Source organism: Ornithinimicrobium murale (genome assembly GCF_003352835.1).
In the GTDB taxonomy this organism is placed as follows: domain Bacteria; phylum Actinomycetota; class Actinomycetes; order Actinomycetales; family Dermatophilaceae; genus Ornithinicoccus; species Ornithinicoccus muralis.
This window is the reverse complement of sequence record NZ_QLVD01000026.1, coordinates 45,129-61,303: the sequence shown is the minus strand read 5'-3', so window position 1 is coordinate 61,303 and position 16,175 is coordinate 45,129. Positions and strand designations below refer to the sequence as shown.

Annotated in this window: 18 protein-coding genes and 1 tRNA gene; 15 read left to right on the top strand and 4 right to left on the bottom strand. The window is 71.2% G+C overall.

The annotated features are described in order from the left end of the window. Positions 1–4: 4 nt before the first annotated feature. Positions 5–769, bottom strand: coding sequence for a LamB/YcsF family protein (locus DPQ65_RS12675; protein WP_114907716.1), 765 nt, complete (start codon positions 767–769; stop codon positions 5–7). A 156-nt stretch (positions 770–925) separates the two neighbouring features. Here DPQ65_RS12675 and DPQ65_RS12670 point away from each other — a divergent pair, with 156 nt between their 5' ends. The 9 genes from DPQ65_RS12670 to DPQ65_RS12635 all read left to right on the top strand — a co-directional run bounded on the left by DPQ65_RS12670 (position 926) and on the right by DPQ65_RS12635 (position 7,472). Continuing rightward, a complete protein-coding gene (locus DPQ65_RS12670; RefSeq protein WP_114907715.1) occupies positions 926–1,705 on the top strand; it encodes a putative hydro-lyase in 780 nt (259 codons plus the stop codon). Between the two features lie 174 nt (positions 1,706–1,879). Beyond that, a complete protein-coding gene (locus tag DPQ65_RS12665; RefSeq protein ID WP_114907714.1) occupies positions 1,880–2,224 on the top strand; it encodes an ArsR/SmtB family transcription factor in 345 nt (114 codons plus the stop codon). Beyond that, entirely contained in the window at positions 2,221–2,904 is a 684-nt protein-coding gene (locus DPQ65_RS12660; RefSeq protein WP_114907713.1) for an SRPBCC family protein, read from the top strand. Before DPQ65_RS12665 ends, DPQ65_RS12660 begins: the two co-directional genes overlap by 4 nt. A 120-nt stretch (positions 2,905–3,024) precedes the next feature. Next, positions 3,025–3,810 (top strand): SDR family oxidoreductase, encoded by a 786-nt coding sequence (locus DPQ65_RS12655; protein ID WP_114907712.1) that lies wholly within the window; start codon positions 3,025–3,027, stop codon positions 3,808–3,810. A gap of 100 nt (positions 3,811–3,910) precedes the next feature. Continuing rightward, on the top strand, positions 3,911–5,059 hold the full coding sequence (locus DPQ65_RS12650) for an acyl-CoA dehydrogenase family protein (protein ID WP_114907711.1): 1,149 nt from the start codon (positions 3,911–3,913) through the stop codon (positions 5,057–5,059). Between the two features lie 130 nt (positions 5,060–5,189). Further along, positions 5,190–6,032, top strand: coding sequence for an NUDIX hydrolase (locus tag DPQ65_RS12645; protein ID WP_114907710.1), 843 nt, complete (start codon positions 5,190–5,192; stop codon positions 6,030–6,032). 115 nt (positions 6,033–6,147) lie between these two features. Beyond that, positions 6,148–6,306 (top strand): hypothetical protein, encoded by a 159-nt coding sequence (locus DPQ65_RS15710; protein WP_162802208.1) that lies wholly within the window; start codon positions 6,148–6,150, stop codon positions 6,304–6,306. An 89-nt stretch (positions 6,307–6,395) separates the two neighbouring features. Further along, positions 6,396–6,854, top strand: coding sequence for a pyridoxamine 5'-phosphate oxidase family protein (locus DPQ65_RS12640; protein ID WP_114907709.1), 459 nt, complete (start codon positions 6,396–6,398; stop codon positions 6,852–6,854). 99 nt (positions 6,855–6,953) lie between these two features. Then, complete coding sequence (locus tag DPQ65_RS12635; RefSeq protein ID WP_162802207.1) at positions 6,954–7,472, top strand: YqeB family protein; 519 nt, start codon at positions 6,954–6,956, stop codon at positions 7,470–7,472. On the opposite strand, the gene DPQ65_RS12630 is transcribed toward DPQ65_RS12635, so the two are convergent. Beyond that, on the bottom strand, positions 7,360–8,712 hold the full coding sequence (locus DPQ65_RS12630) for a CDP-alcohol phosphatidyltransferase family protein (protein ID WP_114907707.1): 1,353 nt from the start codon (positions 8,710–8,712) through the stop codon (positions 7,360–7,362). The genes DPQ65_RS12635 and DPQ65_RS12630 overlap by 113 nt on opposite strands. 108 nt (positions 8,713–8,820) lie before the next feature. Here DPQ65_RS12630 and DPQ65_RS12625 point away from each other — a divergent pair, with 108 nt between their 5' ends. The 4 genes from DPQ65_RS12625 to cutA all read left to right on the top strand — a co-directional run bounded on the left by DPQ65_RS12625 (position 8,821) and on the right by cutA (position 12,696). Further along, positions 8,821–10,254 (top strand): sensor histidine kinase, encoded by a 1,434-nt coding sequence (locus tag DPQ65_RS12625; RefSeq protein ID WP_162802206.1) that lies wholly within the window; start codon positions 8,821–8,823, stop codon positions 10,252–10,254. After that, complete coding sequence (locus DPQ65_RS12620; RefSeq protein WP_238146840.1) at positions 10,251–10,931, top strand: response regulator; 681 nt, start codon at positions 10,251–10,253, stop codon at positions 10,929–10,931. The genes DPQ65_RS12625 and DPQ65_RS12620 overlap by 4 nt, the downstream gene beginning before the upstream one ends. Positions 10,932–11,002: 71 nt before the next feature. Beyond that, a complete protein-coding gene (locus DPQ65_RS12615) occupies positions 11,003–12,316 on the top strand; it encodes an aspartate aminotransferase family protein (RefSeq protein ID WP_114907705.1) in 1,314 nt (437 codons plus the stop codon). 8 nt (positions 12,317–12,324) lie between these two features. Beyond that, positions 12,325–12,696, top strand: coding sequence for a divalent-cation tolerance protein CutA (cutA, locus tag DPQ65_RS12610; protein ID WP_114907704.1), 372 nt, complete (start codon positions 12,325–12,327; stop codon positions 12,694–12,696). Positions 12,697–12,770: 74 nt separating this feature from the next. Here the strand turns inward: cutA and DPQ65_RS12605 are convergent, their stop codons facing one another. Then, on the bottom strand, positions 12,771–13,241 hold the full coding sequence (locus tag DPQ65_RS12605; RefSeq protein WP_114907703.1) for a hypothetical protein: 471 nt from the start codon (positions 13,239–13,241) through the stop codon (positions 12,771–12,773). Positions 13,242–13,700: 459 nt separating this feature from the next. Beyond that, positions 13,701–13,774, bottom strand: a tRNA-Gly gene (locus DPQ65_RS12600). A gap of 113 nt (positions 13,775–13,887) precedes the next feature. Between DPQ65_RS12600 and dcd the strand changes: the two genes are divergently transcribed. Both dcd and DPQ65_RS12590 read left to right on the top strand, forming a co-directional pair. Then, positions 13,888–14,463, top strand: coding sequence for a dCTP deaminase (dcd, locus tag DPQ65_RS12595; RefSeq protein WP_114907702.1), 576 nt, complete (start codon positions 13,888–13,890; stop codon positions 14,461–14,463). A 74-nt stretch (positions 14,464–14,537) separates the two neighbouring features. Further along, positions 14,538–16,136, top strand: a complete 1,599-nt coding sequence (locus tag DPQ65_RS12590) for a cell wall-binding repeat-containing protein (RefSeq protein WP_162802205.1) — start codon at positions 14,538–14,540, stop codon at positions 16,134–16,136. Positions 16,137–16,175 lie beyond the last annotated feature (39 nt).

Sequence of the window (16,175 nt, the reverse complement as noted above, 5' to 3'; positions counted from 1 at the left end):
CGGGCTAGGCAGCCCCGGCAAACGGGGCCAGCGTCACTCCGGCGCTCTCCAGGGCGGAGCGGACCTGCCGGGCGATCTCGACGGCGCCCGGGGTGTCGCCGTGCACACAGATGGAGTCCGGCCGCAGGGTCAGTGGGTCGCCATTGATGTCCTCGATCGGCTCGCCCGCGGCCATCGCGATGCACCGCCGAGCGATCGCCTCCGGGTTGTGCAGCACCGAGCCCTTCTCCTGGCGGGAGACCAGGTGTCCCTCAGGTGTGTAGGCCCGGTCGGCGAAGGCCTCGTGGGCGACCCGGAGGCCGGCCTCCTCCGCCAGTCGCAGCACCACGGAGCCCGGCAGGCCCAGCAGGACCAGACCCGAGTCGTAGGCGGAGACCGCGGCCACCACTGCTGCCGCCTGGGCCTGGTGGGTCACGATGGTGTTGTAGAGCGCGCCGTGCGGCTTGACGTAGGCGATGCCTCCGCCGGCCTGTCGGGCGAACCCGTCGAGCGCCCCGATCTGGTAGGTCACCTCGTCCCGCAGGGCCGCGGGGTCCATGTCGATGAAGCGCCGGCCGAAACCGGTCAGGTCGCGATAGGCCACATGGGCACCGATGGCGACGCCGTTGCGCACCGCCTGCTGGGTCACGTGTCGCATGATCGAGGGGTCACCGGCGTGGAAGCCGCAGGCCACGTTGGCGCTGGTGACGATCGACAACAGCGCCCCGTCGTCGCCCATCGCCCAACGGCCCAGACCTTCGCCCAGGTCGGAGTTGAGATCCACCGACACGTCGTCCTCCTCGTCGCCGTTGGTCAGCCGGGAGTCCCGAGCTCGCGGGCGGCTAGACCGTCACCACCCATGCTGCCGCACCCAGCGCCGCTCGCCACCTCTGGGCACGGCTCGCTCCCCGCGGGCAGGTGCAGACTAGAAGCCAAGGAGGCCACGATGAAGGGGACGGACACGCCGGCCGGTGCGCGTGCGGCATACCGGGCAGGGCTGGTCGCCCCGACCAGCGGGCACGCGAGCGGCTTCACCCAGGCCAACCTGGTCATCCTGCCGCGCGACTGGGCGTGGGACATGCTGCTCTTCGGGCAGCGCAACCCCCAGCCCGTGCCGCTGCTCGATGTGACCGAGCCCGGTTCACCGCGCACCGAGCTCGCACCCGACGCCGACCTGCGCACCGACCTGCCGCTCTATCGCGTGTGGCGGGACGGCGAGCTGGTCGAGGAGGTGCCGGACGTCTCCGGGCTGTGGCAGGACGACCTGGTCGCCTTCCTGATCGGGTGCTCGTTCAGCTTCGAGCGTGCCCTGTTGGACGCCGGGGTGCCGGTGCGCAACCTCGAGCAGGGGCGCAACGTGGCGATGTTTCGCACCAACCGCCAGTGCCGACCGGCCGGCCGACTGGCCGGCGAGCTCGTCGTCTCGATGCGGCCGGTGCCCGCCGCCCTGGTGCCGACAGCAGTCCAGGTCACCGGTCGGATGCCGCAGGTGCACGGCGCCCCGGTGCACGTCGGTGACCCGAGCTCGCTGGGCGTCGCCGACCTTGACGCGCCGGACTTCGGGGAGCCCATCGAGTTCGTGGACGGCGATGTGCCGGTCTTCTGGGCCTGCGGTGTCACGCCTCAGGTTGCGTTGATGGCGTCGCGGCCGCCGTTCGCGATCACCCACGCCCCGGGCCACATGCTCGTCACCGACGTGCCTGACGCGGCCTACCGCCAACCCTGACGTCGCTGGTGACTTCCAAGCGTCGTGCAGCATCGGGCAGCGGTGACCGCTCCAGCACGCCACTTCGACGGAGTGTGGGCGGCGTCGTGGAACATTGGGCAGCGGTGACCGCTCCTCCACGTTGTGGGAAATGTTAGCTTTGATTTATATAAGCAGTGACTGCATTATGGACGTATGCACGCCTTCGACATCCTCGGCGACCCGGTCCGACGCCGGATCCTTGAGGTGCTCGCCGAGGACGAGGCGAGTGCCGGCCAGGTGGCCGACGTGGTCCGTGCGGAGTTCGGCATCAGCCAGCCCGCGGTGTCCCAGCACCTGCGAGTGCTCCGGGAGGCCGGCTTCACCACGGTCCGGGCCGAGGGCACCCGCCGGATCTATGCCGTCCGCGCGGAGGCGCTGCACGAGGTCGATGAGTGGCTGACCCCGTTCCGGAGGTTCTGGGAGCCGAGGCTGGCCGCTCTGGAGACCGAGATCGCCCGCGGCAAGCGGGACCGCCGACGAACCCAGGAGGAGTCATGACCCAGATCGAGCCCAGCAGTGCAACGCGCCTGCTCGCCACCCGCCCCCGAGGTGAGGTCGAGCTGAAGGTGGCGACCATCAGCAGGACCTACGACACCACGGCCGAGGACCTGTGGGACGCGGTGACCAGCGCCGAGCGCCTGCCGCGCTGGTTCCTGCCGGTCAGCGGGGAGCTGCGTGAGGGTGGCCGCTACCAGTTCGAGGGCAACGCCGGCGGCACGGTGCAGACCTGTGCGCCGCCGCACCAGTTCTCGGCCACCTGGGAGTTCGGTGGCCAGGTGAGCTGGGTCCAGGTCCGCATCAGTCCCGACGGCGACGGTGCCCGGCTCGAGCTGGAGCACACCGCCGAGATCGACCCGGCCAACGTCGAGCAACAGCAGTTCTGGACCCAGTTCGGCCCCGGCGCCACAGGCGTGGGCTGGGACCTGGCGCTCAGGGGCCTTGCCCTCCACCTGGACTCTGGCGAGGCCCTGGACCCCGCGGCATACCAGGCGTGGACGGTCTCGACGGAAGGGGCGGCCTTCGTCGCCGAGTGCAGCCGGCTCTGGGGCGAGGCGAGCATCGCCGAGGGCACCGCGCGTGCCGACGCCGAGGCGGCCGCCGCCCGGACGACGGCCTTCTACACCGGTCAGCCCGACCCCACGGCACCCCAGGGCGAGGCCCCACACCAGGAGGGGTGATGTCCCTCGTCGGCAGTCGCTGCGTGTCACAGATCGGCGGGGTGCGGTGTCTCGTGGTGAGCCCGTGACGGGCGCCCGGCTGACACCACCGTCAGCGGGACCGACGAGATGGAGGAAGCTATGACCACGCCGATCCTGGTCACCGGAGGCACCGGCCTGCTAGGGCGGGAGGTTGTCCCACGGCTGCGCGCGGCGGGGCACACCGTGCGGATCCTCAGCCGAGGTGGAGGCACTCCGGCCGAGGGGGTCGAGCACGTCATCGCTGACCTGGCCAGCGGCGAGGGCGTCAGCGCTGCCGCCCAGGGCGTGCACACCGTGCTGCACCTCGCTGGCCTACCCAAGCGCGACGGCGAGCTCACCCGCGCCCTCGTGGACGCCCTCCGTGGGACGGACGTCGAGCACCTCATCAACATCTCGGTGATCGGCGTGGACCGGATCCCGGTGCGCAGCGCCATCGACCGGGGTGCCTTCGGCTACTTCGCGGGCAAGGCTGACGCCGAGGTCGCGGTCGAGGAGTCGGGGATTCCCTGGACCACGCTGCGGGCCGCCCAGTTCCACGAGTTCCTGCAGGCCAACTTCGCGGCCATGACCCGCCTGCCGGTCGTGCCGGCCCCCAGCGGCATGTCGGCCCAGCCGATCGCCACCGCGGAGGTGGCCGCCCGCCTCGTCGAGCTCGTCGAGGGTGAGCCTGCGGGGCTGGTCGAGGACATGGCTGGCCCCGAGGTGCTCACCTTTCGGGAGATGCTGCGCGGCTATCTCGCCGCCACCGGCCGTCGCCGGCCGGTGGTCGACCTCAGGCTCCCGGGGGCAGCGGCTCGGGCCTTCCGGGACGGAGCCAACCTGGCGCCGGATCGCGCGGTGGGCTCCCAGACGTGGCACCAGAGCCTGGAGGGTCGGTTTCGCTGAGGAGGACCAGACCGGTCGGCAAGACCGCGGGACAGTGGCCCCCTCGCGGCCGGCCCGGCATGATGGATGGTGACCGACCAGTAACCATCCAGGAGGGCCCGTGCGCCGCACCGTCTACACCGAGGACCAGGAGGCCTTCCGTGCCTCGGCGCGGGAGTTCATCGACCGCACCGTCCGCCCGCGGGCCGAGGAGATGATCCGGAGCCACGGCATACCGCGGGAGGTCTGGCGGGAGGCCGGCCGGCAGGGCCTGCTCGGTCTGTCCATTCCGGAGGAGTTCGGCGGCAGCGGTGCCGCGGACTACCGGTTCAACGCGGTGCTCGCCGAGGAGCAGGCGCGGCTGAGCGCGGCGGTCGCCTCCTGCATGGGGATCCACTCCGATGTCTGCCCGCCCTATCTGACCGCGCACGGCACGCGTGAGCAGCAGCAGCGGTGGTTGCCGGGCATCGCGACCGGCGAGCTGATCATCGCCATCGCGATGACCGAGCCCTCCGGGGGCTCCGACCTGGCCGCGCTCCGGACCACTGCCGTCCGGGACGGTGCCGACTGGGTGCTGTCCGGGTCCAAGACCTTCATCACCAACGGCCACAGCTGTGACCTGGTGATCGTCGCGGCCCGCACCGACCCCAGCAAGGGAGCCAAGGGCATCACCCTGTTCGTGCTCGAGGCCGGGATGTCCGGGTTCACCAAGGGCGAGCCACTGGACAAGGTCGGGCAGGACGAGGCCGACACCTGCGAGCTGTTCTTCGACGCGGTCCGCGTGCCGGACAGCCACCGGCTCGGCGAGGAGGGGCGCGGCTTCATCTCGATGATGGAGCACCTCACCCAGGAGCGGGTCGGCTCGGCGGTCACCAACACGGCACATGCGGCCCAGATCCTCTCCGAGACACTGGACTACACCAAGGAGCGGCAGGCCTTCGGGCAGCCGATCGGCACCTTCCAGCACAACAAGTTCCGGCTCGCCGAGCTGGTCACCACGATCGATGTGACGCAGGCCTTTGTCGACCAGTGCGTCCTGGAGCACAGCCAGGGGCAGCTGAGCGCGGTCGACGCGGCCAAGGCCAAGTGGTGGTCCGCGCAGGTGCAGGGCGAGGTGCTCGACGCCTGCGTCCAGCTCTACGGCGGCTACGGGTTCATGAACGAGTATCGCGTCGCCCGCGCCTGGCGCGACGCCCGGGTCACGCGCATCTGGGCCGGGTCCAACGAGATCATGAAGGAGATCATCGGCCGCGACCTCGGTCTCGGCTGAGTCGGCACCCGGTATGCCGAGGTGCCGGCTCCACCCACCGGTCGCCGGGCCCGCGCGCGGGTGGGCCAGGATGTCGGGTGGGTGGGTCCCGACGGGCCCGATCGGCAAGCGAGCGACAAGAGGTGGAGTCGTGGCGGGCGAGGACGAACGGCTCCATGCCTATCTGGACGGTGAGCTGCCGGTCCCCACACCGCGGGAGGCCGCCACCGTCGTGTTGCTCCGGGACGGGTCAGCGGCGATCGAGGTGCTGCTCCTGGAGCGACCCCGGTCGATGAAGTTCGTCCCGGGCGCCCACGTCTTCCCCGGCGGCTCGGTGTCCCCGCGGGACGCCGGGTTCACGTGGGCAGCGGACCACCCGGACGCGCTGCGCCTGGCGGATGACCTCGACTGCCCCGTCCCCGAGGCGAGCGCGCTCGCCTCGGCCGCGGTGCGGGAGACCTTCGAGGAGGCGGGCGTGCTGCTGGCCTCCGCGGGCGGCCGGGACCTGACGTCGGCCGACCTGCGTGCCTGGCAACCCTCCCGCGAGGAGCTGGTGACCGACGCCCTGGGCCTGCCGGACTTCCTGCGCCGGGAGGGGCTGGAGCTGCGGCTGGACTGGTTGCGGCCGCTGAGCCGGTGGATCACGCCGGCCTGGTCGCCCATCCGGTTCGACACCCGCTTCTTCGCCGCCCGGCTGCCGGCCAAGCAGGAGGTGGTGGTGCGTGCGGCCGAGGTGGCCGGACACCGGTGGGTCACTGCCGCCGCCGGGTTCGCGGCCTTCCACGCAGGCGCCCTGCACCTGCGCACCCCGACGGCGGCCATCCTGCGTGAGCTGCGCGGCTATGCGAGCGTCGAGCAGTTCCTCGAACGGCCCACCGGGCCGCTCGACTGCATCCAGATCGACGCCCGTCGCACCGCTGACGCGGGGATCGAGCTCGGCTATGAGGACGACGGCGGGTTCCACCTCCGGTCCTCGCTCATCGCCGGGCCCTGATCACCCCGCGTGCAGGCGACACGTTGAGGCGCCGGACGGTCGACCCTGTTCGTCCACGCGGTCGACGGTAGCCAGCCGCGGAGCAAGGACATCAGCATCCCGGGGCACCTGCGACGTGACTCACCACCCGGGTGCCGATCTGATGATGCTGGACGGCCGCGGCTCCGCCACGATGCTTGCCCGAGACTCCTACGACACGGACTTCGAACTGCTGAGCACGAGCGTCGCCGGCGTCGAGGTGCTGATCTGCATCGCCAACGGCAATGGGTTCTGAACCGACTGACCACTGGCCTTCGGTTCCCTGTGCGTGGCCACCGGCGCCAGGGGTCTTGCCCACAGGACCGAACCGCGGGAACCTGAGTCATGAACTCCTCTCCTGTCACCGAGCACCTGGACACGTCCGCGTGTCTGGCCCTGTTGCGCGAGGCCCCATTCGGTCGACTCGCCGTCATCGTCAACCAACGACCCGAGATATTCCCGGTGAACCACGCGGTCCATCACGGCACGGTCGTCTTCCGCACCTCAACTGGCACCAAGCTCTTCGGTGCCGTCGGCCAGCCGGTCGCGTTCGAGGCTGATGGCTATGACACGAGGGCCGGGCGCGCCTGGAGCGTTGTGGTGTCCGGCAGCGCCCATGAGATCCAGAAGCTCCACGACGTGCTGGACGCCCTGGAACTGCCCGTCTTCCCCTGGGAGGGCGGGGCCAAGCCGCACTTCGTGCGGATCGAGCCCGAGTCGGTCTCCGGCCGACGGTTCGAGATGCGGCCCGGAGCGGGCGCACCACGTGGCGGACCGGCCGCGCCGACCGGGGACGCGGGCTGACCAGGACCCCGTTGAACGCGACTGTGGGGGACGGGCATACCAAAGTCGGTGCCGTCGGTAGGTTGTCGAGCTCTGTCGTGTTGGGCAGCATGGTGGACCGTGAGCGAGGAACAAGCAGGGGCAGGGGACCAGGGGCGACCGGAGAGCCAGGAGCCGGTGCGCCTCGGGATGACCGGTGGCGACACCGCCTTCCTGGTGGTCATCGGCGCGGCACTGGGAGCCGGGGTGGCCGCGCTGCTGCCCGTCGCCGCGCGCTGGGTGGAGGAGCGTGGTGTGCCCTTCCCCGGCATTCTGCAGCTGCTCGCCTCGTTCGACTCCGACTGGCTGGTCTGGGGCCGACCGGTCATCGGCCTCGTCGTGGGTGTGGTGGCCGCACTGCTGATCACCCACTCCGAGCCGGCGCTCACCGTCTCGACCGACAGCGTCCTGGTCGAGAAAGGTGACTCCCGGCGGCGGATCAAGCGCGAGGATGTCGCCGGGGTCTACCGGGACGGCAAGAAGCTCGTCATCGAGACCGAGCAGGGACGCCGGCTCTATGAGGGGGGTGTCGAGGGCCGCCGTGACCTGGTGCGGGCAGCCTTCGTTGACCGTGGCTACCCGTGGGAGAACGAGGACTGACCCGACCGTGCTGGGGGCGGCGCACGGACGACGGCCCTTGCAGGGGGAGTGGGCCCGGGGTCGGGCGCCGGGGAGGGCGTCGCGCAGAGCCCAGTGCCCGCGCCACGTAGCCGGCTCCCGCGAACACGTGCACAACGGCCCCCAGGCCGACCGCCCAGGTCCCGGCCGCCCGGACCTCTGACACGAGGAGGACCCCCGTCAGCGCCAGACACAGACCGCCCAGCAGGACGGCCGTTCGGACCTTGCCCAAGCGGCTCACCGCGAGGTCACCGTCGGCCGCGGCGGGACCGGCGAGCAGGGTCACGACGGCATCGGTCAGGGCGATCAGCAGCACCGGCCACCAGGGCAGGTGGCCACCAGCAGCCAGGGACAGGCAGAGCGCGAGCACGCCGAGCCGGTCGGCGACCGGGTCGAGCACCTCGCCGACCCGGGTCACCTGACCGAGGCGTCGCGCCAGGGCGCCGTCCAGCCAGTCACTACCGGCCCAGACCACGGCCACCGCCACGACCCAACCCGGTGCCGCACCCGTCGCGTCGCCGGTGGCGCCTTCGTCGAGGAGCCACAGGCACAGCGGCACGGTCAGCACCAGGCGGGCGAGGGTGACCGCGTTGGGCCAGGTCACCCACGAGTGGGCACGCACCGCCATCGCCACCCGCATCAGCGTGCGGCGTGCCAGGAGCAGGAGACCACCCACGACCAGCACCCCGGCCAGCACCAGCAGGTGCATCGGGTCGAGCGACTGCAGCGCGTGCCCCACGGACGCGCCCCCACCGACCCAGAGCGCCGACCAGAGCAGCGCGCCGAGCCCAGACCCCAGCGCGAACGGCCCGTAGCCCACGCCGGAGGCGCCGGCCGCGAGCGCCACCAGGGTGCGCACGCCGGGGGCCTGTCGTCCCAGCGCCAGGGTCGGCACGGCATGGCGCCGCACCCGCCCGGTGACCCGGTCCCAGCGGCCGCGACCGATCCTGCGGACTGGGGCGCTGTCGGCTGCCGCCGGTCCGAGCCGCCGACCCACGGCATACCCCACGTGGTCCCCGAGGAAGGCGCCGGCGGCAACCGACAACCACGCGGGCCACAGCGGGTGGGACCCCTGGAGCACCGTCGCGCCGGTCGCGACGAGCGACTCGCCCGGAAGCAGGGCACCCACACCGAGCGCAGAGTCCACCACGGCACCCGCGGTCATCAGCAGCACGACGAGGAGCGGTTGGGCCGTGAGCTGGTGCAGGAGGTCGGCGATCATGCGAGGGACGCTACGGACGACACGGGGGTGCCCAGCAGCCTCGAACGACCGGTCCTGGCACTCACTTTCGGGAGTACCGGCGCAGCGCCTGCGGACTAGTCTGGGCGCGTGGATGGGACGGTGCGCTGGGACTTCCGGGACCCGTGGTGGCTGGTCTATCTCGGCCTCGCGACGCTGCTCGGTGCAGCCATCGGTGCACCGGGAACGGCCTGGCTGTCGACGGTGTCGGTGTTGCTCGCCGTCGCGCTCGGCGTGTGGCGCCCCGCGACCTCCACAGTCTGGTCGGCCGCCCTGGCGCTATTGCTGCTGACCGCCACCGTCGTCGGCGTGCTCACCGGCGAGCGCGCGGTGGAGTCGGCCGCTCTGAGTTCCGCCGCTGCCCTGGCCCATGCGGCAGTCATCGCTCTGCCGGTGGGCCTGGCCGCCCTCGTGGGCCGGAGGCGGCGGCACCGCCGTCAGGGTTGGGAGCTGGCCCGAGCGGTGGCGGCCGAGGAGTCGGCCCGGGCGGAGTCCGCTCTGGTCCGTGAGCGGTCGGCCATGGCGGGGGAGATCCACGACCACCTCGGGCACCGGCTGACGCTGCTGACCGTCCAGGTGGGCCAGCTCACCCTGGATCCTGAGCTGCCGGAGTCCGCGCAGGGGGCGCTGCGGCAGGTGCGTGAGGGGCTGGCCGAGGCGGCGGGTGAGCTCGGGGCGACGGTGCAACTGCTCACACAGGGCGGTATGCCGACGCGCGAGCCTGCGGATGCCTCGCCTGCCGAGGTGGTCGAGCGGGCACGGTCGGTCGGCGTCCGGGTCGAGGCCGACCTGCCGGTCGGGTGGGACGAGGGGCTGTCGCCTCCCGCTCGCGCCGCGGTCGTGCGGGTGCTCTCCGAAGGGCTGGCCAACGCGGCCAAGCACGCACCGGGGCAGGTGGTGCACGTGACGGTGTCGCGGGACGACGCAGCGGTGACGCTCGATCTCGCCAACCGGCCGGCCGAGGAGGCGCAGGCGGTGTTCCCCGCCTCCTCCGGGCACGGACTCCGCTCGCTCCGCCACCGGGTGGCGCTGCTGGGAGGAGACCTCACGGTCCTCGGGGGCGACCGCTTCGTGGTGCGGGCGAGCGTGCCGGTCGACGCGGTGCCGGGGCCCGAGGCCAGGACGATCGGCGGGGTCGAGGAGGTGCTGCGTAGCCAACGCGCCGCGGACGCGGACACCCGTAGGGCGGGCCGGCTGGCGTGGCTGGTCCCGACCGTTCTCGCCGGTGGCGCCGTCGTCCTCACTGCGGGGTTCTTCCTCTACCTGACCGTTGCCTCGACGCTGCCGCCGGCTGACTTTGCTCGCCTTGAGGTCGGCATGTCCCAGGAGCGGGCGGAGCAGATCCTGCCTCCGGTCGAGATGGTCGAGGCACCGCGGAAGGCTCTGCCTGAGCCGGCCGGTGCCACGTGTCGCTATTACGAGGAGGCTGTCAGCCTGTTCGTGCGCGAGGACGTCTTCCGCGTCTGCCTGGCCGACGGTGTCGTCGTCAGCGTCGACACGATCAGGGCGGGTGCGGGATCGTGACAGCCTCCGAACGTGGGACCGGCGATGGGAGCATCCGGCTGCTCGTGGTCGACGACGATGCACTGGTGCGGGCGGGGCTGATCGCGATCCTGCAGACCGACCCCGTCCTGCAGGTGGTCGCCGAGGCCGCCGACGGTCAGGAGGCACTTGAGGTCGCCCGCGCTCGCCGGCTCGACCTGGTGCTGCTCGACATCCGGATGCCGCGGCTGGACGGGTTGCGCGCGCTGGAGCACCTGCGCCGGGAGCTGCCCTCCTTGCCGGTGGCGATGCTCACCACCTTTGCCGACGAGAACTACATCGCCGAGGCCGTGGAGCTCGGCGCGATGGGTTTTCTGCTCAAGTCCGACGAACCGCGCGAGCTGATCACGATGGTCCGGGCTGTCGCGGGCGGTGGGGCGGCCTTCTCCCCGCGCGTCGCCAGCTGGTTGATCCGCTCGGAGGCGACGACGCGACTGCGGCGGACCCGCACCGCCCGGGTCGCTGTCGACAGCCTCACTCCCCGGCAGCGGGAGATCCTGGAGGTGCTGGCCACCGGGGCCTCCAACGCTGAGATCGCGCGGGCCCTGCACCTGGCCGACGGCACCGTGAAGCAGTACCTGAAGGCACTCTTCGAACGCTTGGGCGTCGCCAACCGCGTGCAGGCCGCGATCGTGGCGCACGAAGCGGGACTGCGCTGAGCTCGCGCTCAGGTGCTCCCTGCGTGGGGTGAGGTGGCCGGGAGACCCGACCTGACGGCATACTCAGAGCCATGTCACTGAGCACCGAGCAGAGTCAGGCCGACCGGATCAAGGCACTGAGCCGCAAGCACGTCTTCACGTCGTGGTCGGCCCAGGGCGCACTGGACCAGCTCCCACTGGCGGGTGGCGAGGGCGCCCACTTCTGGGACCACGAGGACAACCGCTACCTGGACCTGACCTCGCAGTTGGTGAACGTCAACATCGGCTACCAGCACCCCAAGCTCGTCGCGGCGATCCAGGAGTCCGCAGGGAAGCTGACCACCATCGGCCCGAGCTTCGACAGCGAGTCCCGCGCCGAGGCGGCGCGGCTCATCTCCGAGCGCGCCCCCGAGCGGATGTCCAAGGTGTTCTTCACCAACTCCGGCGCCGAGGCCGTCGAGAACGCGATCCGGCTGGCCCGACAGCACACCGGACGACACAAGCTCCTCGCCGCCTACCGCAGCTATCACGGCGCCACCCACGGCGCGATCTCGCTGACCGGTGAGGCCCGGCGCCTGGGCTCGGAGCCCGGCCTCCCCGGCGTGGTGCACTTCTGGGGGCCCTACCTCTACCGCTCGGCGTTCCACGCGACCACGGAGCAGGAGGAGTCCGAGCGGGCGCTGGAGCACCTGCGCCAGACGATCCAGTTCGAGGGTCCGCAGCACATCGCCGCGATCATCCTGGAGTCGGTCGTCGGGTCCAACGGCATCCTGGTGCCGCCGCCCGGCTACCTCGAGGGTGTCCGGGAGATCTGCGACGAGCACGGCATCATGCTCATCGCCGACGAGGTGATGGCCGGCTTCGCCCGCACCGGGAAGTGGTTCGCGATCCAGCACTGGGACGTGCGGCCCGATCTGATCACCTTCGCCAAGGGCGTCAACTCCGGCTACATCCCGCTCGGCGGTGTGGTGCTCTCCGACGAGATCGCCGCGACCTTCGACCAGCGGCCCTACCCCGGCGGGCTGACCTACTCCGGTCACGCGCTCGCCTGTGCCTCGGCCGTCGCCTCGATCAACATCATGGAGGAGGAGGGCATCCTCGAGCACGTCGACCAGCTCGACCGCGAGGTTCTCCGTCCGGGCCTGACCGCGCTCGCCGACCATGAGCTCGTCGGCGACGTCCGAGGCCTGGGGGTGTTCTGGGCACTGGAGCTCGTGGCCGACCAGGAGACCCGTGAGCCGCTCAGCGCAGAGGCGATGGGGCGCATCGGCGCCGCGTGCAAGGCGGAAGGTGTCTGGCCACTGATCATGGCCAACCGGGTGCACGTCGTGCCCCCGTGCGTCATCACCCTGGATGAGGCGCGTCGTGCGCTGGAGGTCCTTGGGCGGGCGCTCAACTCGGCGTAGGAGGCAGCATGACCGAACTCACTCCGGTCCAGCGGGTGCCGGGGACGAGCCGGCTGATCGAGGTCCGGATCAGCACGCCCGACGCCGACACGGCCCAGGCGCTGGCCACCGACATCGTGGGCCGCAAGCTAGCCGCGTGCGTGCAGATCCTGGGACCGATGACCTCGGTCTACACCTGGAAGGGCGAGACCCACCAGGCGCTGGAGTGGCTGATGCTGGCCAAGACCACGGCCGAGATGTTCGACAGCATCTCGGACCTGGTCACCACACTGCACCCCTATGACGTGCCGGAGGTGATCGCGGTCACCGCGCGCCACTCGCTGGACGACTATGCCGCCTGGGTGCGGGACGTGGTCCACGGGGCGGACAGCCAGGACTGACGGCGGGTATGCCGAGGGCTGGCTCTTCGGCGCCAGCCGAGGCTGCCTGAGGGGTTGCGCGGTCAGGGCGTCGGCTAGTCCTTGAAGTCGCCGTAGGGGTCGTTGAAGGGCCATCGGGGCCGGCCGTCCTCCGTGAGCGTCGGGACCTTGCCGTAGCGGGTGCCCGGCGGTGGGGTGAACCCCTCCGCCGTCCACTTCGGCTGCGGCCCGAAACCGCGGTTGCCGAGCCGCTCGTGATACTCCCACCACATCGGACCCCACCGGCTGCGCCTGACCTCACGGTGCGGTGGGAACCGTCCACCCACCCGGGTCCGCGCCACGACATCGGTGAGCTCCCACCACGGCTCCGGCCCACCGGCGGAGACCGGCAGGATCGCGAGCTCATAGCCGGTGCCCTGCAGGAAGGCGGCGACGGCCTCCAGCCGGAATCCGCTGGCGTCGACCTCGATCCTGGCCAGCCGGTCACGGCTCAACTCGCGCTCGGCGGCGTAGGCGCGCTGGCTCTGGCCGCGGCGGCGTCGGTCGGCACGGAGGGCCAGCCCCACCTGATGCTCGACCGCGGGGGTCGGGGGCGGAGGTTCCGCCCGTGCTGGCTTCCCCGTTCTGGAGGGTCTGCCGGTCCAGTGGGGACGGACCCTCGCTCGGTTTGAGTCCGGAGAATCGTCCATGTGGCCAAAGGTGGTGGACGTTCCCCCACCCCGGGTAGCCACTTGCCTGAGCCTGTGGCTGAATCCCTCGCTCAGGCCAACCCTGTGGATCACGTGGGGCTCGCCAGTGTCCCGTGCACCCCCTTCTGCTGGGGACGTGACATTGGTGTCCTGGCATGCACCAGCCGACCCATTGGTGTGGGTGGGGACACCAGGCGACCCACTGGTGTTCTGACGTGCACCAATGTCACGTCCCCGGGGAGGGGCGCGTGACCAGGGCTTTTGGAGTGGGACGGAACCATCGCGGAGGCGCAGTCACAGGGCGAGGTGAGCGACGGCATACCGGCTCGGTCGGAGTGGAGCGGGCGACGAGAATCGAACTCGCGTATTCAGCTTGGGAAGCTGATGTTCTACCATTGAACTACGCCCGCAGGCCGCCTCACAGGCGGCTCCGGAGAGTGTAACCGACGTCCGCCAGCGGCACAGAACCCGGCGGCCGGCCTACACGTGTCGGAGACGCGCAGTCACCGGTTAGCCTGTCTCCGTGCTGCTCTCCGACCGCGACATCCACGCCCAGGTCGACGCCGGACGCGTCCGGCTCGACCCGTGGGACCCCACGATGGTCCAGCCCTCCAGCGTCGACGTGCGCCTGGACCGCTACTTCCGGCTGTTCGACAACCACAAGTATCCGGTCATCGACCCCGCCCTGGACCAGCCCGAGCTCACCCGACTCATCGAGGTCGAGACCGGCGAGTCCTTCGTGCTGCATCCCGGCGAGTTCGTGCTGGGGTCGACCTATGAGGAGGTCAGCCTCCCCGACGACGTCGCGGCACGGGTGGAGGGCAAGTCCTCGCTTGGCCGGCTGGGGCTGCTCACCCACGCGACCGCGGGCTTCGTGGACCCCGGCTTCACCGGTCACGTCACCCTCGAGCTGTCCAACGTGGCGACGCTCCCGATCGTGCTGCACCCGGGGATGAAGATCGGCCAGCTGTGCTTCTTCCAGCTGTCCAGCTCGGCTGAGCACCCCTACGGGTCCTCGGCCAAGGGCTCGCACTATCAGGGCCAGCGCGGGCCGACCGCCAGCCGTTCCTTCCAGAACTTCCATCGGGATCAGGTCTGATGCGGAGCGTGGGAGGCGCACTGCGCCGTGGGGGTCTCACACCACGACCTGGTTGGCCGACGCGCACAGGCGGTGTGCTGCTCGCCGCCGTCCTGGCGCTCGGGCTGGCGGCGCCGGCCAGCGCCGACGCCCCGGTCCCTGACGACCGGCAGCAGGAGTCCTCGGACCCGGTGCGGCCGGCCGCCGATCCCGTGTTCACCGTGCCGCTCGACCGGCTGGGCGGCAAGAACCGCTACGAGACCTCGGTGGCCGTCTCCAGTGCGCAGTTCGCCAGCGCCGACACCGTCTACCTGGCGCGCAGCGATGTCTTCGCCGACGCGATCGCGGCCGGCTCCCTACGCGACGGGCCGGTGCTCCTGGTCCCGCGCTGCGATGGCCTCCCACACGTCATCGCCGACGAGATCGACCGGCTGGACCCGGCCGAGGTGGTCGCCCTGGGCGGTGAGAAGTCGATCTGTGGGGCCACCCTGCAGACCGCGGCGAAGGGGCGCGAGGCCGTGCGGCTCGGCGGAGCAGACCGGTTTGAGACAGCGACCCTGATCGCCCAGCGGTCCTTCCCGGACGGTTCGGACACGGTCTACCTGGCCGAGCAGCAGGAATCTATCGACGCGGTGGCCGGCGGCACACTGACCGACGGGCCGATCCTGCTGGTGCGCAACGGGGAGGACAGCGCACCGGCCGTCACGGTCGAGGCGGTCCAGGCTCTCGACCCGGACAAGGTCATCGCGCTCGGGGGCAAGTTGGTGGTGACCACCCCGGCCCTGGCCCACGCCGCCGGGGAGGGACGCACCACACAGCGGATCTCCGGCGAGGACCGCTATGCCACCTCGGCGGCGATCGCGCACTGGGCCTTCCCCGAGGGCAGCAGCCGAACCTACCTGGCCAACGGCCGCTCGGTCGCGGACTCGATCGTCGGTGGCGTGCTCACCCGCGGGCCGATCCTGCTCGTGCCGGACAACTGCCGGGTCCTCAGCGAGCCGGTCTGGCGCCGGCTGGGGGAGCACCCGCCGGAGAAGGTCGTCGCCCTCGGTGGCCAGCAGGCCGTGTGCACCGAGCAACTCCGGACCGGGGGCCGACTGTCGGTCTTCTCCGGGATGGAGACCGAGGACACCGGCCGTCTCTACGACTTGGTGACCAAGCAACGCCCCGTGGACCCGGAGCGCTACGTCCCCGGTGACCTGGTGAGCTGGCGCGGCACCAGCCACCAGTTCCGCCCGGAGACGGCGACGATGCTCCAGGAACTGTTCGACGACGCGGCCGCGGCCGGTCACCCCGGCCTGTGGGTCAACAGTGCCTACCGTTCCTACGACGAGCAGCAGCGGACCTACGACTACTGGGTCCGGACCGTCGGGAAGAAGCGGGCCGACCTGATCTCGGCCCAACCCGGTCACAGTGAGCATCAGCTGGGCCTCGCTGCCGACGTCGCGGGCCGCTCCTGCTCGGGTTATGCCTGCTTCGGGGACACCCCCGAGGGCAAGTGGGTCGCCGCCAACGCCCACCGTTACGGCTTCATCATCCGCTACCCCGAAGGTGGCACCGGCGTCACCGGCTACGACTACGAGCCCTGGCACCTGCGCTACGTCGGTCCCCGCGCCGCCTGGATGATGCACGTCCGGGACGAGATCTACTGGGACACCTACCAGCGCCGCGCCGTCGCCGAGGCGATGCACTGAGCCCGGTGCACGCTGCCGGACTCTGGACAGCGCGTGTCA

Bases quoted from the DNA above. Each gene is read 5' to 3' on its own strand.
- DPQ65_RS12665 (WP_114907714.1), top strand. From the start codon at position 1,880: ATGCACGCCTTCGACATCCTCGGCGACCCGGTCCGACGCCGGATCCTT.
- DPQ65_RS12670 (WP_114907715.1), top strand. From the start codon at position 926: ATGAAGGGGACGGACACGCCGGCCGGTGCGCGTGCGGCATACCGGGCA.
- DPQ65_RS12660 (WP_114907713.1), top strand. From the start codon at position 2,221: ATGACCCAGATCGAGCCCAGCAGTGCAACGCGCCTGCTCGCCACCCGC.
- cutA (WP_114907704.1), top strand. From the start codon at position 12,325: ATGACCGAACTCACTCCGGTCCAGCGGGTGCCGGGGACGAGCCGGCTG.
- DPQ65_RS12655 (WP_114907712.1), top strand. From the start codon at position 3,025: ATGACCACGCCGATCCTGGTCACCGGAGGCACCGGCCTGCTAGGGCGG.
- DPQ65_RS12615 (WP_114907705.1), top strand. From the start codon at position 11,003: ATGTCACTGAGCACCGAGCAGAGTCAGGCCGACCGGATCAAGGCACTG.
- DPQ65_RS12640 (WP_114907709.1), top strand. From the start codon at position 6,396: ATGAACTCCTCTCCTGTCACCGAGCACCTGGACACGTCCGCGTGTCTG.
- DPQ65_RS12630 (WP_114907707.1), bottom strand. From the start codon at position 8,712: ATGATCGCCGACCTCCTGCACCAGCTCACGGCCCAACCGCTCCTCGTC.